Annotated in this window: 12 protein-coding genes; 9 read left to right on the top strand and 3 right to left on the bottom strand. The window is 63.3% G+C overall.

Going from position 1 to position 14829, the window contains the following annotated elements:
• Positions 1-80 precede the first annotated feature (80 nt).
• The 3 genes from ACW9JE_RS01330 to ACW9JE_RS01320 all read left to right on the top strand — a co-directional run bounded on the left by ACW9JE_RS01330 (position 81) and on the right by ACW9JE_RS01320 (position 4171).
• Positions 81-1628 carry an AMP-binding protein gene (locus ACW9JE_RS01330; protein WP_457431599.1) on the top strand — a complete coding sequence of 516 codons (1548 nt, stop codon included), beginning with the start codon at positions 81-83 and terminating at the stop codon, positions 1626-1628.
• Positions 1629-1641: 13 nt separating this feature from the next.
• Positions 1642-2805 (top strand): acyl-CoA dehydrogenase family protein, encoded by a 1164-nt coding sequence (locus ACW9JE_RS01325; RefSeq protein WP_457431598.1) that lies wholly within the window; start codon positions 1642-1644, stop codon positions 2803-2805.
• A gap of 109 nt (positions 2806-2914) precedes the next feature.
• A complete protein-coding gene (locus ACW9JE_RS01320; protein ID WP_457431639.1) occupies positions 2915-4171 on the top strand; it encodes an MFS transporter in 1257 nt (418 codons plus the stop codon).
• A gap of 30 nt (positions 4172-4201) precedes the next feature.
• Here the strand turns inward: ACW9JE_RS01320 and ACW9JE_RS01315 are convergent, their stop codons facing one another.
• Positions 4202-5155, bottom strand: a complete 954-nt coding sequence (locus ACW9JE_RS01315) for a LysR family transcriptional regulator (RefSeq protein WP_457431597.1) — start codon at positions 5153-5155, stop codon at positions 4202-4204.
• 287 nt (positions 5156-5442) lie between these two features.
• Between ACW9JE_RS01315 and ACW9JE_RS01310 the strand changes: the two genes are divergently transcribed.
• The 3 genes from ACW9JE_RS01310 to ACW9JE_RS01300 are packed head-to-tail and all read left to right on the top strand — an operon-like array spanning position 5443 to position 7410.
• A complete protein-coding gene (locus ACW9JE_RS01310; protein ID WP_457431596.1) occupies positions 5443-6738 on the top strand; it encodes a DUF1329 domain-containing protein in 1296 nt (431 codons plus the stop codon).
• Positions 6738-7124: a YidH family protein gene (locus ACW9JE_RS01305; protein WP_457431595.1), complete on the top strand. Its 387-nt coding sequence runs from the start codon at positions 6738-6740 to the stop codon at positions 7122-7124. The genes ACW9JE_RS01310 and ACW9JE_RS01305 overlap by 1 nt, the downstream gene beginning before the upstream one ends.
• Complete coding sequence (locus tag ACW9JE_RS01300; RefSeq protein ID WP_457431594.1) at positions 7117-7410, top strand: DUF202 domain-containing protein; 294 nt, start codon at positions 7117-7119, stop codon at positions 7408-7410. The genes ACW9JE_RS01305 and ACW9JE_RS01300 overlap by 8 nt, the downstream gene beginning before the upstream one ends.
• Before the next feature lie 17 nt (positions 7411-7427).
• Here the strand turns inward: ACW9JE_RS01300 and ACW9JE_RS01295 are convergent, their stop codons facing one another.
• Both ACW9JE_RS01295 and ACW9JE_RS01290 read right to left on the bottom strand, forming a co-directional pair.
• Complete coding sequence (locus ACW9JE_RS01295; RefSeq protein ID WP_457431593.1) at positions 7428-9389, bottom strand: alkyl/aryl-sulfatase; 1962 nt, start codon at positions 9387-9389, stop codon at positions 7428-7430.
• Positions 9390-9489: 100 nt separating this feature from the next.
• Positions 9490-10407: a LysR family transcriptional regulator gene (locus ACW9JE_RS01290; protein WP_457431592.1), complete on the bottom strand. Its 918-nt coding sequence runs from the start codon at positions 10405-10407 to the stop codon at positions 9490-9492.
• An 81-nt stretch (positions 10408-10488) separates the two neighbouring features.
• On the opposite strand from ACW9JE_RS01290, the gene ACW9JE_RS01285 reads away from it, so the two are divergent.
• Genes ACW9JE_RS01285 through ACW9JE_RS01275 form a run of 3 tightly spaced genes read left to right on the top strand, consistent with a single transcriptional unit; the run spans position 10489 to position 14698 of the window.
• Positions 10489-11727 (top strand): 3-hydroxyacyl-CoA dehydrogenase NAD-binding domain-containing protein, encoded by a 1239-nt coding sequence (locus ACW9JE_RS01285; protein WP_457431591.1) that lies wholly within the window; start codon positions 10489-10491, stop codon positions 11725-11727.
• A complete protein-coding gene (locus tag ACW9JE_RS01280; RefSeq protein WP_457431590.1) occupies positions 11724-13499 on the top strand; it encodes an acyl-CoA dehydrogenase C-terminal domain-containing protein in 1776 nt (591 codons plus the stop codon). The genes ACW9JE_RS01285 and ACW9JE_RS01280 overlap by 4 nt, the downstream gene beginning before the upstream one ends.
• Before the next feature lie 35 nt (positions 13500-13534).
• Positions 13535-14698 carry an iron-containing alcohol dehydrogenase gene (locus ACW9JE_RS01275; protein WP_457431589.1) on the top strand — a complete coding sequence of 388 codons (1164 nt, stop codon included), beginning with the start codon at positions 13535-13537 and terminating at the stop codon, positions 14696-14698.
• Positions 14699-14829 lie beyond the last annotated feature (131 nt).

The following is a 14829-nucleotide window of genomic DNA, read 5'->3' as shown; positions in this document are numbered from 1 at the left end:
CATCAGGAACTGGTATTACGTTCGCCGTTGCGACGCTGTTTAGGATCGGCCCAGTCCTAACTGTCGACGAGAACAACAACGTGAACCTTGGAAACATAATCAGTCGAAGTGCCAAGTACTGGCCGGAGCGAACGGCCGTCATCGATCGTCACACCCGAGTGACCTTCGCCCAGCTTGAACAGCGCACCAATCAGCTGGCCTCTGCGTTGCTGGCACAGGGCATCGGCTCTGGCGAACACGTCGCCATCCTTGCCGAGAACCGGGTCGAGCTGGTCGAGGCCGAAGTGGCTTTCTACAAGGCCGGCCTGGTCAAGGTGCCGGTCAATGCGCGCCTTTCGCTGGATGAAGTCATCCAGATTCTCAACGATTCCTGCAGCGTCGCGCTGATCACTACGCCGCTGTTCGCCCAGGCCTTGGGCGCGCAGCGGGCGCAGGTGCCTGCACTGCGTCTGGTGGTGGCGTTGGCGCAAGAGGGCGGCGATGTTGCCTACCCGACGCTGCTGAGCCTGGGCGTCACCCAGCCGGTCAGTTGCGACCCACCGGACGATGCGCTGGCCGTATTGCACTACACCTCCGGCAGCTCCGGTGTGTTGAAGGCGGCGATGCTCAGCGTCGGCAATCGCAAGGCGCTGATCCGCAAGAGCATCGCCAGCCCTACCCGGCGCGCGGTGCCTGGCGATGTCATGGCGCACGTCGGTCCGATCACCCATGCCAGCGGCATGCAGTTGATGCCGTTGCTGGCGGTCGGCGCCTGCAACCTGCTGCTGGAACGCTACGACGATCAATTGCTGCTTGAGTCCATCCAGCGCGAAGGTGTCACCCGGTTGTTCCTGGTGCCCGCGATGATCAACCGACTGGTGAACTTCCCCGGCGTGGAACGATACGACCTGAGCAGCCTGCGCCTGGTCATGTACGGTGCCGCACCGATGGCGCCTTCGCTGGTCAAGCGCGCGATCGAAGTGTTCGGGCCGATCCTGGCGCAAGGGTATGGCGCCGGTGAAACCTGTTCGCTGGTCACCGTGCTCACCGAGCAGGACCATCTGTGCGAGAACGGCGACTATCGGCGCTTGGCGTCCTGCGGTCGCTGTTATTTCGAGACCGACCTGCGGGTGGTCAACGACGAATTCCAGGATGTGAAGCCGGGCGAGATCGGCGAGATCGTGGTCAAAGGGCCGGACATCATGCAGGGCTATTGGCGGGCACCCGAGCTGACCGCCGAGGTGATGCGCGACGGTTACTACCTCAGCGGTGATCTGGCGACGGTCGACGATGAGGGTTACGTGTTCATCGTCGATCGCAAGAAGGAAATGATCATCTCCGGCGGCTTCAACATCTACCCGACCGAAGTCGAACAGGTGCTCTACAACCTGCCGCAAGTCTACGAGGCCGCCGTCGTCGGTGTACCGGATGAACAGTGGGGCGAAGCGGTGCGAGCCGTCATCGTGCTCAAGCCGGGTACTGAGCTCAGCGAAGATGAGGTCATCGAGCATTGCGCGCAGACCCTGGCCGGATTCAAGAAACCCCGCGCCGTGGACTTCGTCACCGAGCTGCCCAAGAACCCCAACGGCAAAGTCGTTCGCCGGCTTATCCGCGATGCCTACTGGCAACACAGCGACCGTCGCATCTGAACAGGAGATCACCATGTACCAGCCAAGTGAAAAGGCCAGCCAGATCATCGAGGCCATCAGTGGATTCGTTCGCGACGAAATCCTGCCGCTTGAGCAGCGTGCGGGCCTGAGTTGGGCCGAGCCGCATCCGCGTGAGGTGCTGCAGGAAGTCTGGAAGCGCTCCTGTGAGCAGGGCTTCTACAACATCATGCTACCCGAGGCCATCGGCGGCGCCGGGCTCAATGTTTCGGATCTGTGCGCGGTGAAGGAAGCCACCGTGCTGACCGGCTCCATGCTGGCGCCGCATATTCTGGGTGAGTTGTCCGGACCACCGCGCGTGGGCCATCTGTTCAAGGTGGCCAGCCCGTTCCAGGTGGAGGCTTTTCTGCAACCGGTATGCCGCGCGGAGAAGGCCGTATGTTTCGCGCTGACCGAGACTGAGGCGGGTTCCGACGCCACGGCGATCAAGACCAGTGCCCGTCGCGACGGCGACGAATACATCCTAAACGGCAGCAAACGTTTCATCTCGGGTGCTCCCTATGCCGATATCGCGGTGCTGCTGGCTGTCACCGGGCCGGGTAGCGGCGCCCAGGGCATCTCGGCATTCTTCGTCGACCTCAAGGCGCCAGGCGTGCGGATCGAAAGCGACTACTCGGTGATGTCCGGTGGTGGCGCGCACGGCGATATTTTCCTGGACGACGTCCGCGTGCCGGTGGCCAACCGCATCGGCGAGGAAGGGCTGGGGTTCAAGCTGGCGATGGGGCGCATCACGCTCAATCGTCTGCTGCATTGCCCGACGATGCTGGGTCTGGCAGGGTTGGCGCTGAACCTGTCGATCGATTACGCCCGCACGCGCAAGCAGTTCGGCCAGCCGATCGCTATGTTCCAGTCGATCAATCACATGATTGCCGACATGGCGACCGAGTTGCATGCTGCACGCAGCATGGTTTATGCGACCGCAGCGGTGAACGACGCGGGCGGCGATATCCGTACGCAGGCACCGATGTGCAAGCTGTTCGTCTCCGAGACCGCTTTCCGTATCGCCGACCGTGCGGTGCAGATCCACGGTGGTGCAGGGCTGCTGCGCGGCAATGCGGTGGAGTGGATCTTCCGCGCGACCCGTATGATGCGCATCCTGACCGGTACCAGTGAAATCCAGCGCAACACCATTGCCAAGGGCGTTCTGATGCCTGGCTAGCAGTGCCGCCGCACGTCCGGCCGCACCTGGCCGGACGCTCAGACAAGAACAATAACGAGAGACAACCATGACTCACTCTGACACCCCCGCACGTTTGGGCACGGCCTGGATGGTTGCGGTTCTGCTGGCACTGCTGATGCTGGTCAACTTCCTCGACAAGGTGGTCATCGGCCTGGTCGCGGTGCCGATGTCCAAAGAGCTTGGCCTGTCACCGACCGAATTCGGCCTGGTGGGCGGCGCCTTGCACTGGTTCTTCGCGATTTCCGCCGTGGTCGGTGGCTTCATGGCCAATCGCCGACCGACCCGCACGCTGCTCTTGGGCATGGGCGCATTCTGGGCGTTGATCCAGTTACCGATGCTGTTTGTCACCTCCTTGTGGGCCATCGTGGCCTGCCGGGTGCTGCTGGGCATCGGCGAGGGGCCGGCGTCGCCGGTGGCCACCCACGCCTTGTACAAGTGGTTTCCCAATGACCGGCGCAACCTGCCGGTCGCACTGCTGCATACGGGAAGTGCCTTCGGCCTGCTGGTCGCCGGCGCGATGATCCCCTGGATCAGCGTGCATTACGGCTGGCGCATGAACTTCATCGTGCTGGCCGCCATTGGCGCGGTGTGGTGCGTGCTGTGGTGGCTGCTGGGACGCGAAGGCACGCTCGATCGCATCCGCCCGGGTCAGTTGAAGCAGGACGACGAGCGTGCGCCATATCGACGGTTGCTCACCGACAGCACAGTACTGAGCAACTATCTGTGCCATTTCGCGGCCAACTGGTCGTTGGCGCTGACCCTGACCTGGGTGCCGAGCTATCTAGAAAACGGCTTGGGCATCGATCCGATCATGACCGGCCGTGTATTCGTGCTGTTCGTCGTGGTCACCACGCCGCTGAGCCTGTTCATGGCCTGGCTTTCGCAGCGCCTGATGCGCGGCGGCATGGCGACGCGCTGGTCGCGAGGGGCGTTTGTTTCGTTCTGCCTGATCGCCAGCGGTCTGCTCAGCGCCGCGCTGTTCCTGCCGGGGCTGTCGAGCATTGAACGAATCGTCTGCCTGACCTTCAGCGGCGGCCTGGCGCTGGTGATGTATTCGGTGGGGCCGGCCATGCTCGCCGAGTTCACGCCGGGCAGCCAGCGCGCGGGCATTCTGGCGATCGGCAATGGCATCGCCTCTCTGGCCGGTCTGTCGGCGCCGGTGGTCACCGGGATCCTGGTGCAGGGCGCGGGTGCAGAGCATCCGGCCGGTTATGGCGAGGGCTTTTTGGTTTGCGGCGCGGTGCTGGTGGTGGCGGGGCTGATCGGGTTGTGGCGCATGGACCCACAGAAAACCCGCGAGCGGCTCAATCAGGTCGTTGTAGTCGCGCAGCCGCGGGTCAATTGAAAACGCCGGGCGCTGCGCGATGCAGCGCCCTTACTCATCACTGGTGCTCAACTCATCCTCGAGCGTGCGTTCGATCAGGCTGCCTTTCCAGCGCTCATCGCGCACCGCCTCGATCAATAGTCCGCGCACCAGGTCGCGCATGCAGGTGGCCGCGAACGACAGCGGCTTGTGCTGCGAATGGGCCAGGGAAATGGTGCGGGTGATCCGTGGTTCCACAATCAGACGTGCCGAGATCGGTTGCAGCAGTTCGGTCAGCGGCGGCCAGTTGCTGATGGTTGCTGCAAGGCCTGCGCGCACCAGGCTGCTGATACCCGGCGCCGACTGCTGCTCATAGCTCGAATCGAGCGTCACCCCGGCCTCCATCGCCGCCTGCTCGATCCGCCGCCGCAGGTGCAGCGCACGCGGTGGCATCACCAGCCGTGTGGCCGCCGCTTCGGCAAGGGTGATCGGCGAGGCGTCCGCCTCGAGGGCAGGGGTGCCGACCCAGTACAGGTCTTCGGTGAAGACCGGTTCGGCAATGACATGATCGAGTTCTTCTGCGTTAGGCACGACGCCGAAATCCACTTTGCCCAGTTCAATCGCCTGACCGCCTTCGCGACTCAAGCCATCCCATACCGTGAGTTTGATCCCCGGAAACTTGTCCTGCGCCTGGGTGATGATCGGCGGCAGCAGCAGCGCGGACGCGGTGGCCGGAATGGAAATGGAGACGTGACCCATCGGGTTGCCGCGACTGGACTTGAGCTCGTCCTTCACCGAATCGATCTGTTGAATCACCGATCGGGCCACCTCGTACAACTGCCGTCCGGCATCGGTCAATTCAATGCCGTCGTGCTGCCGGGCCAGCAGTTGCATGTCCAGTTCGCTTTCCAATAAACCGATCTGGCGGCTCAGGGCAGGCTGGGCGATGAACGCCCGGCGTGCGGCATTGGAGAAGCTTCCCGCTTCGGCAATGGCGATCAGGTAACGCAGCTGTTTCAAAGTCATGGGCAGATCTCTGGCTATGCCGAAGTGCTATGGCAACTATCTGAAGACGCTATTTGTCGGGCCCCAGGGGCCTACTTAGTATCCATTGATACACATCCTGAGGCTATCCGAACACCCGGGAAGATTGCTTTGCCACCTGTCCCGACAGCCTTTCCAAGGCATCCGCCGGGACCTCCAGCTGTTCACTCTCTGATAAACACAATAAGAGGTTAAGAGTGATGACAACCCGTACTCGAGGTTTATTCCGGCCGTCCCTGAGGCCCGTCTCCTGCTGTCTGCTGTTCGCGATGACGTGGGCCACCGGCGCGCTGGCCACGGGCCAATTGCCGCCGGACCTGACGCCCATAGGCGCCGAACGCGGTGCTTCACCCGATGGGCGAATTCCGGCTTGGCAGGGCGGGCTCACGGCTGCTCAGCAGCGACTGGAAAGCAACGGCACACCAGTCGATCCTTATGCCGGGGAGCGCCCGCTGTACGAGATCACTGCGCAGAACTACAAACAGTACAAAGACCAGCTGACGGCCGGGCAAATCGCTTTGCTCAAGCGTTACCCCAAGACGATGAAACTGCCGGTCTACCCCACCCATCGCAGCGTCCCGATCCCGGCGCCACTTGCCGCGTCGGCCGCGCGCAATGCTGACCACGCGCAGCTGGCGGACCAGGGCAACGGCCTGCGCGGATTTGCCGGGGCCGTCGCCTTCCCTGTGCCGCACAACGGCCTGGAAGTGATCTGGAATCATCTGACGCGCAACCGCAATGCCAGTTACAGCCTGGTCTCCGACAGTGTCACGCCAGTGGGCAACGGCCGCTTCACCCTGATGAGCGCCCGCCAGGAATTTGCCCGCCCGGACGGACTGCCGGGGAAGGGGGCCGACAACATTCTTTATTACTTCACCTACCGCATGACCGCGCCATCGCGGCTCGCCGGCGATGCGATGGTGGTGCATGAAACCCTCGACCAAGTCGCCGAGCCGCGCCTGTCGTGGGTCTACAGTTCCAGCCAGCGCCGGGTCAGGCGGGCGCCCAGTATTGCCTACGACACCACCGGACCGGGAACGGGCGGACTGCGCACCGCCGACAGTCGCGACATGTTCAACGGCGCGCCGGATCGTTATGACTGGCAGCTGGTGGGCAAGAAGTTGCTGCACGTGCCCTATAACAGCTATCGCCTGGCATCACCGGATCTGCGTTACAACGAGTTGATCCGCCCGGGTCACGTCGATCCCGTGCCCACCCGCTACGAGCTGCATCGAGTTTGGGAAGTAGTCGCGACGCTCAAGCCAGGCGCCCAGCACATCTACTCAAAGCGCCGTTACTACATCGACGAAGACACTTGGGCTATTCTCGAGGCCGACCTTTACGATCAGCGGGGAGCGCTGTGGCGTACCACAGGCGCGCACAGTTTTTATCACCCCGGCGGCGAGGCGGCGGTCAATGCCATGGAGGCGACCTATGACTTGAAGAGCGGTCGTTATCACGTCTCGGGCCTGATCAATGAGCAGCGCATGCCTTATGTCTTCAACCTGCGCACCAGCCTCTCGTATTTCTCGCCGGGCGCCTTGCGCAGCTTCGGGGTGCGCTGATGGGGATGCCGCCCAAGCGCCGTGGCTTGACTGACATTCTGCTTGGCCCGGGAGAGTCGCCCGACCCGCGATTCACATTGGCCAACGAGCGCACCTTTCTCGCCTGGATTCGCACATCGCTGGCGTTGCTCGGTGGCGGGATCGCCATCGAGGCACTGACGGCCCAGGTGTTCGAGGCGCGGCTGCGAATGGTCATGGCGGTGAGCCTGCTGGTGCTGAGCCTGATGGTCAGCGCGGGCGCCTGCGTGCGCTGGCTGCGGGTCGAGCGTGCGCTGCGCCAGCGTCGCGCACTGCCTTTGCCGGCGCTGGCACCGTCGCTGGCATTGGGCTGTGTGGTCGCCACGGTGTTGGTCGGCGGCGTGCTCTGGCGGCATTGGCATGGGTGATCCGGGGTTACAGGCCGAGCGCACGGAACTGGCCTGGCGACGTACTCTCCTGGCGCTGATTGCCGTGGTGATGCTCGCCGGACGGTTGGGCGATCCGCTGCCCACGGCGATGGGGGCCGTCGCGGCGTTGGTACTGCTGGCCAGGCAGGGTCGTCGATACCGAGAGGGGGTGGCCATGTTGCAGGTCGAACGCGCGGCTGCGGCCCCCCGGGCGATCTTCGCACTGGGTGCGGTGGTTGGCCTGCTGAGTGTCAGCGCGATGCTTGCGCTGTTGAGCGGCGCCTGACGCGCCGCCCGCAGCAGTCAAGGCGTCACGATATTGAATCGTGCGTCAGCCTCTTCAAGACCACCCATGAAGCGCAGGAATTTCACCCGTTCACCCTTGATGGTGATATCGCCCACGGTCGCTTCTTTCAGGAAACCCGTCTGCTTCAGCGCGATCCGGTCCAGAGTGGACTTGCTCATGCTGATCTCGACGTCGGCCTGCTCATGCCGGGTCAGATCCCGGTGGGTGAGCACGCCATTGCGCAGGGTCAGGGCGTAGTCCTGGTCGAGGTCGGTGAATCGCCAGTTGATCGTCAGGTCATGTTCGCTGGCCTTGAGCGCATCCACGCGCACACCCAGATAGTCGAAGAACAGCGTAGGCGTCAGCGCGCGCACCATGTCATCGACATTGCCGCCGCTGCCGGTCGCCGCGGCCACGCCGTCGCGCAGTTCCTGAGCACCACTGAGGTAGGCGTTGCGCCAGGTGGCGTTCTCGCTCTGGTAACCCATCTGCTCCAGCGCATCGGCCTGCAAGTGACGAGCTTCGCTGTTGTCCGGTTCGGCGAACACCAGGTGATTGGTCAACTGCGCCACCCAGCGATAATCACCCTCGCCGAAGGCCTTGCGCGCCTGGCTCAGCACCTTTTCGGCGCCGCCCATGGCTGCGACGTAACGCTTGCCGGCTGCCTGGGGTGTCAGTGGATCGAGGTTCGCCGGGTTACCGTCGTAAAAGCCCATGTAGCGCTGATACACCGCTCGCACGTTGTGGCTCAGCGAACCGTAGTAGTCGCGGCTGTACCATTTGCTGGCCAGTCGCGGCGGCAGGGAGGTCAGGGTGTCGGCGATTTCCATCGGCGTTAAGCCCTGGTTGATCAGGCGCAAGGTCTGACTGTCGATGAACGCATACATGTCGCGCTGGTCGGCGAGGTAATCGCGGATCTGCGCACCGCCCCAAGTGGGCCAGTGATGCTGGGCGAAAACCACGTCGGCCTGATGGCCGTAGCGCATCAGTGACTGGTCCAGATAATGCGCCCAGATTTTCGGGTCCCGCACCAGTGCGCCGCGCAAGGTGAGCACGTTGTGCTGCACATGGGTGGCGTTCTCCGCCATGCACAACGCCTTGAAGCGAGGGAAATAGATGTTCATCTCCGCCGGCGCCTCGGTCCCTGGGGTCATCTGGAATTCGACCTCGATACCGTCCAGCGTCAGACGCTCCAGTGGTTGAGTGATTTCCCGGGTGGGGGCGATCAGGCTGACGGTCGCGTTCGCCGGTACGCCCTTGCCCAGCCCGGCATCCACCTGGCCGCGTGCACTGCGTGGCAGGGGCGCACCGTACATGTATTGCGCGCGACGTTTCATCGCCGGCCCTGCCAGCACGTTCTCGCCGATGGCGTGTTCGAAGAAGCCTTGTGGCGCGATGACCTGGACCTTGCCTGCCTTCACATCCGCCTCGTCGATCACCCCTCGTACACCGCCAAAATGATCGACGTGGGGATGGGTGTAGATCACCGTCGTGACGGGCTTGCGCGGTCGATGTTTGAAGTACAACTCAAGACCGGCCCTGGCAGTTTCGACGGAGAACAAAGGGTCGAGAATGATCAAACCGCTGTCACCTTCGACGATGGTCATGTTCGCCAGGTCCAGGCCCCGAATCTGATAGATGCCCTCTGTGACCTGGAACAACCCGGCAATGGTGTTGAGCTGAGCCATGCGCCACAGGCTGGGATTGACCGTGGCAGGGGAATTCTCCTGGTTGAGGAACGCATATTGGCTCAAATCCCAGACCGTCTTGCCGCCTGTGTTGGCGATGACGCCCTCGTAGCGCTCGATCAGCCCGCGCCGTGCCGCGTCGAAGTCGGCCGTGTCGGCAAAGGGCAGGCGCTGCAGCCACGCCTGGTTGTTGTGACGGGTGACGTCGGTGGCGTCCTTGGCCGGCGTCGCGGCGAAGGCGCCGATCGGTGCCAGCAGGGCAAGTGCCAGCAAAGGCTGTGTGAAGCGCATGGAAGGGTCCTTGTTATTGTTGGGGCGATCCACTCTAAGGAGCAGGCCGAACGGCATCCAATACCAGAGCGGCATGGTACCTATCGCGTTGCGCGATGGCTCAGGGGGCTGCAACCGTCATGATCTGCTCCACCAGCCAAGCCAGCGCAGGGTCGTGCTGACGATGGGTCAGGTGCACCAGCTCCAGCTCGAAGGTCTCCAGCGCAAAAGGCAATTCGAAAACGTCGAGGGGCAACAGCGTGGCGAAGTGTTGCGCCAGTGTCGTGGGCAACACGGCGCACAGATCCGTGGCCGCCACCAGATGAGCGGCCTGCAGGTAGTTGGGGGTGGTGTAGACGATCTGCCGTGCGAGATTCTGCTCGGCCAGCCATTGATCGACCATGCCGCGGGTCTGACCGCCATGCACCCACAGATGGCGCATCCGCAGGAACGCGTCCAGGGTCAGGCCGTTGCCCATTTCCGGGTGACCCCGGCGCACCGCGATCCGCAACGTCTCGCGGCGCCACAGATGCCGGCTGAAGCGTGCCGGCACGTCATCGAAGCGACCCAGCACCAGGTCGAGTTCACCGCGATCCAGCGCCTCGGCCGGCAGGTCCGGTGTCAGGTGCGCGACATCGATTCGCAGCGATGGCGCTTGTCCCTGCAGGCGTGCCAGCAGGGGCGGCATGCACATCTGCTCGACGAAATCGGTGACGGCGATGCGTAGCTGGCGCTGGCTGTGTTGCGGTTCGAAGGCATCGCCGATGACCAGGGTCTGCTCGATCTGCTGCAAGGCGGCCCGGATCGGCCCTTCCAACGCCAGCGCCCGGGGAGTAGGGCGCATGCGCCGTCCGACGCGCACCAGCAACGGGTCGCCCAGTTGATCACGCAAGCGTGCCAGGGCGTTGCTGACGGTCGGTTGAGTCAGAGACAGACGCTCGGCCGCGCGGGAGACGTTCTGCTCGCGAAGGAGCATGTCGAAGACCCGCAGCAGGTTCAGATCGAAATTCAATGTATTCATGTCGGGAATATATGGCATATGAAAATGAAATTTCAAAAATACTTGATGCCTGCTTAGGGTGACGGCTGTTCTTTTTTCACAAAAGCAGGAGCGCCGCGCGTGAGTAACTCTTTTGAAATCCAGCAGGTCGCCGTGATTGGCGCCGGCACCATGGGGCGCGGCATTGTCGTCAGCCTCGCCAGTGCCGGGTTGTCGGTGTTGTGGCTGGAAAACAATGCCGCCACCCTCGACGCGGGCCTGACCATGATCGAGCAGACCTGGGCGCAGCAAGTCGATAAACAACGCATCACCCAGGCCCAGGCTGACGACAATCTGCGCCGGGTCCGGTCGGTAGCCGACTACGCCAGCCTGGCCGACGCCGACCTTGTGATTGAAGCGGTCTACGAGAATCTGGAAATCAAGCAGGCGATCTTCCGCGAACTGGATGCTCATCTGAAGCCGCAGGCGATTCTGGCCAGCAACACCTCGGCACTGGACATCGACAGCATCGCCGCCGTGACAGGTCGTGCAGAGCAGGTCCTGGGCCTGCACTTTTTCAGCCCGGCGCACATCATGAAACTGCTGGAAATCGTGCGCGGCAAGCACACCGACAGCGCGGTGCTGCACGCGGCGCAGGCCCTGGGCCAGCGCATCGGCAAGGTGGCGGTGATCGCCGGCAATTGCCCGGGCTTCATTGGCAACCGCATGCTGCGCAGCTATGTTGCCGAAGCGCGCAAATTACTGCTCGAAGGCGCGCTGCCGTACGAGGTGGACGAGGCGCTGCAGCAATTCGGTTTCGCCATGGGGCCATTTCGCATGTACGACGTGGTCGGCATCGATCTGGAATGGCGCGCCCGTCAACTGGCCGGCCAGGGCATGGAGGCTCCCTTGGTGCAAATCGACAATGCCCTGTGTGAACTCGGTCGCCTGGGACAGAAGACCGGCCAGGGTTACTACCGTTACGCTCCCGGCAGTCGCAAGGCCGAGCACGATCCGCAGGTCGATGCGTTGGTGCTCAAGGTTTCCCATGGCCTTGGCTATCGCCGCCGCGCCATCGACGCGCAGGAAATTCTCGAGCGCTGCCTGCTCGCGCTGATCAACGAAGGCGCGAAAATCCTTGAAGAGGGCATCGCTGCCAACAGTCATGACATCGATCAGGTCTGGATCAATGGCTACGGTTTCCCCGCCGAGATCGGCGGGCCGATGGCCTGGGCGGATTCGCAAGGGCTGAACGCGATTGGCGCTCGCCTCGAACGTTTGCAGCAGGTGCTGGGTGAGCACTGGCGCCCTGCGGCGCTGATCGGCCAATTGAGCGCCCGCAACAAACATTTCGGTGAAGTGGCGGGGGAACTGGCATGAACTATCAGGCTCCGTTGCGAGAGGTGCGGTTCGTGCTGCACGAACTGTTCGACGTCTGCGGTCACTGCGAACAACTGGGCATCGACCTGGACCGCGACACCCTCGATGGCATTCTCGAAGGAGCGGCGCGATTCGCCGGCGAAGTGATCGCGCCGCTTAACCGCAACAGCGATGAACAGGGCTGTCTGCTTGCGCAGGGCAATGTCCGCACCCCGGACGGCTTCAAGGAGGCCTATCGTCAGTACGTCGACAACGGCTGGGCAAGCATGACCGGTCCCGTGGAGTTCGGGGGGCAGGGGCTGCCGCAAATGGCGTCGGCCAGTTTCCATGAAATGCTGATGGCGGCGTCGTTGTCCTTTCGCATCTATTCGGGGCTCACCGAAGGTGCGGTGCTGGCGTTGCATCGCCATGGCAGCGAAGCGCTCAAGCAAGCCTGGCTGGGCAAGATGGTCAGCGGCCAGTGGAGTGGAACCATGTGTCTCACCGAGCCGCAGGCCGGCACCGATCTGACCTTGCTGCGCACTCGCGCGCAGCCCCATGTCGATGGCAGCTTCGAGATTACCGGCAGCAAGATTTTCATCAGCGGCGGCGAGCAGGACCTGACGGACAATATCGTTCATCTGGTACTGGCCCGCTTGCCCGATGCACCGGCAGGGGTCAAGGGCATCAGTCTGTTCCTGGTGCCCAAGGTGATGCCTGATGGGCAGCGAAACGCCCTGAGCTGTGGGGCGCTGGAGCACAAGATGGGGATCAAGGGCGCTTCCACTTGCGTGATGAATTTCGACGGTGCGCGAGGCTGGCTGATCGGCGAAGCCAATCAAGGACTGGCCTGCATGTTCACCATGATGAACGACGCCCGTTTCCAGGTCGGCCTGCAAGGCTTGGGCATCGCCGAGGCGGCGTTCCAGGGTGGTTTGCGCTACGCGAGCGAACGCTTGCAGTCGCGTTCGCTGACCGGTGCCGTGGCGCCGGACAAGCCGGCTGATCCGATCATCGTCCACCCCGATGTGCGACGCATGTTGCTCACCCAGAAAACCCTCACCGAAGGCTGCCGGATGCTGGGCATCTACACGGCGCGGCAACTGGACCTCGAACACGCCGCGCAGGACCCGCAAATCCGCGGCGCGGCCTCCCGTCGCGCCGCGCTGCTGATCCCCATCGTCAAGGCCTTCTTCACCGATGTCGGCCAGGAAGTCGCGAGCCTCGGCGTGCAGCTGTACGGCGGCCATGGCTACATCCGCGAGTGGGGCATGGAGCAACTGATGCGCGACAGCCGTATCACCCAGCTCTATGAAGGTACCAACGGTATCCAGGCGCTGGACCTGGTTCGCCGCAAACTGCTGGGTGACGGTGGCGCGGAGCTGAACGCGCTGATCGAGGAGTTTGGCCGGCACGTCGACGCGGCTGGCGCTCACGTCGAACTGCAGGCGATGGCTGTGGCGGTCGCCCGACGACTCGAAGAATGGCGTGCACTCGGCGCTTCCATCATCGAAGCCTGCCAGCGAGAGCCGCAGGAAATCGGCGCGGTCTCGGTGGATTTTCTCGCCTACTCTGCCTACATCCTGCTGGCCGGTTTCTGGTTGCAGGCGGCGCTGCGAGCCAGCACCGAGCTGGCCAATGGCAGCGGCGAAACAGCCTTCTACCAGGCCAAGCTGCACGCTGCCGATTTCTACTGGCGCCGCGTGTTGCCACGGGCCACGGCACATCGCGAGGCGTTGCTCGGCGGCGCCGACTGCCTGATGGCCATGCCGGCCTGCGACTTCGCCTGTTGATTGCAGACCCATAACAATAATAAGGAGGCGCTGCCATGCAGCCATTCAGCTTTGCCACCACCGCGCAGATTCTCTGCGAAGCCGGCTCCACCCGGCGCTTGGCCGGCCTTTGCCGCGAGCGTGGCGCGCGACGTGTATTGATCGTCACCGATCCGGGAATCGCACGCCTGGGTCTGTTGGATGACGTGTTGCCGGGCTTTACCGAGGCGCAGGTCGCGGTGGCGATTTTCAGCGAAGTATCGGCCGACCCGAGTCAGGCCTGCGTACTGGCCGCCACGCAACGCGCGCAGCATATCGGCGCGGACCTGATCGTGGGTTTCGGCGGTGGCAGCTCGATGGACGTCGCCAAACTGGTTGCGCTGCTGGCCAGTCCCGATTGCGCACAGTCCATCGCCGAACTGTATGGCGTCGACAAGGCACGCGGGCGGCGCCTGCCGCTGATCCAGGTGCCGACAACTGCAGGGACCGGTTCCGAGGTCACGCCGATCGCGATCGTCACCACCGGCGACACCACCAAGATGGGCGTCGTTTCGCCGTTGCTGCTACCGGATCTGGCGGTGCTGGATGCCGCCTGCACACTGGGTCTGCCGCCGGCCGTGACAGCGGCGACCGGGATCGATGCCATGGTGCATGCCATCGAGGCTTATACCAGCAAACTCAAGCGCAATCCGCTGTCGAGCCTGCTGGCTCGGGAGGCGCTGCGGCTGTTGTCCGGCAATCTGCACCAGGCGGTACATGAGGGCAGCAATCTGGCCGCTCGCCAAGCCATGCTGCTCGGCGCCTGTCTTGCCGGCCAGGCGTTTGCCAATGCGCCGGTGGCGGCGGTGCATGCACTGGCCTATCCGTTGGGCGGGCACTTCCACATTCCCCACGGGTTGGCGAATGCGTTGGTGCTGCCCCACGTGCTGCAATTCAACCTGCCCGTCGCGGCAGCGGACTATGCCGAGTTGGCGCCGCTGATTCTGGGCGAGCGGTTCAAAGCGGGGGATTGTGATGCTCGGGCTGAACAGTTCGTTGCAGAACTCGCGCAACTGGGTGCTCGTTGCGGATTGCCGGATCGACTGCGAGACACTGCAGTCACCAAAGACAGCCTGACCCGCTTGGCAGCGGACGCCATGCAACAGCAGCGCCTGCTGGTGAACAATCCGCGTGAAGTCAGCGAAGCCGATGCGCTAGGGATTTATGAGGCGGCGTATTGATGGGTTGCGGGTAACCACTATGAACACGTGAACAACGTCATCTTCGAAACCTGTAGCAGCTGGCGCAGCCTGCGTCCGGCTGCGAAGCAGTCGTGAAATCGGGCAACGCGGTGTGTCAGGTGTACCCCGCG

The sequence above is a fragment of the Pseudomonas sp. SDO55104_S430 genome (genome assembly GCF_054070595.1).
The sequence above is the reverse complement of the archived record's forward strand: the minus strand, read 5'-3'. Positions and strand labels throughout refer to the sequence as shown.

Excerpts from the sequence above, each read along its gene's own strand:
- ACW9JE_RS01325 (WP_457431598.1), top strand. The coding sequence starts at position 1,642 with ATGTACCAGCCAAGTGAAAAGGCCAGCCAGATCATCGAGGCCATCAGT.
- ACW9JE_RS01295 (WP_457431593.1), bottom strand. The coding sequence starts at position 9,389 with ATGCGCTTCACACAGCCTTTGCTGGCACTTGCCCTGCTGGCACCGATC.
- ACW9JE_RS01305 (WP_457431595.1), top strand. The coding sequence starts at position 6,738 with ATGGGGATGCCGCCCAAGCGCCGTGGCTTGACTGACATTCTGCTTGGC.
- ACW9JE_RS01275 (WP_457431589.1), top strand. The coding sequence starts at position 13,535 with ATGCAGCCATTCAGCTTTGCCACCACCGCGCAGATTCTCTGCGAAGCC.
- ACW9JE_RS01300 (WP_457431594.1), top strand. The coding sequence starts at position 7,117 with ATGGGTGATCCGGGGTTACAGGCCGAGCGCACGGAACTGGCCTGGCGA.
- ACW9JE_RS01310 (WP_457431596.1), top strand. The coding sequence starts at position 5,443 with ATGACGTGGGCCACCGGCGCGCTGGCCACGGGCCAATTGCCGCCGGAC.
- ACW9JE_RS01315 (WP_457431597.1), bottom strand. The coding sequence starts at position 5,155 with ATGACTTTGAAACAGCTGCGTTACCTGATCGCCATTGCCGAAGCGGGA.
- ACW9JE_RS01280 (WP_457431590.1), top strand. The coding sequence starts at position 11,724 with ATGAACTATCAGGCTCCGTTGCGAGAGGTGCGGTTCGTGCTGCACGAA.
- ACW9JE_RS01290 (WP_457431592.1), bottom strand. The coding sequence starts at position 10,407 with ATGCCATATATTCCCGACATGAATACATTGAATTTCGATCTGAACCTG.
- ACW9JE_RS01320 (WP_457431639.1), top strand. The coding sequence starts at position 2,915 with ATGGTTGCGGTTCTGCTGGCACTGCTGATGCTGGTCAACTTCCTCGAC.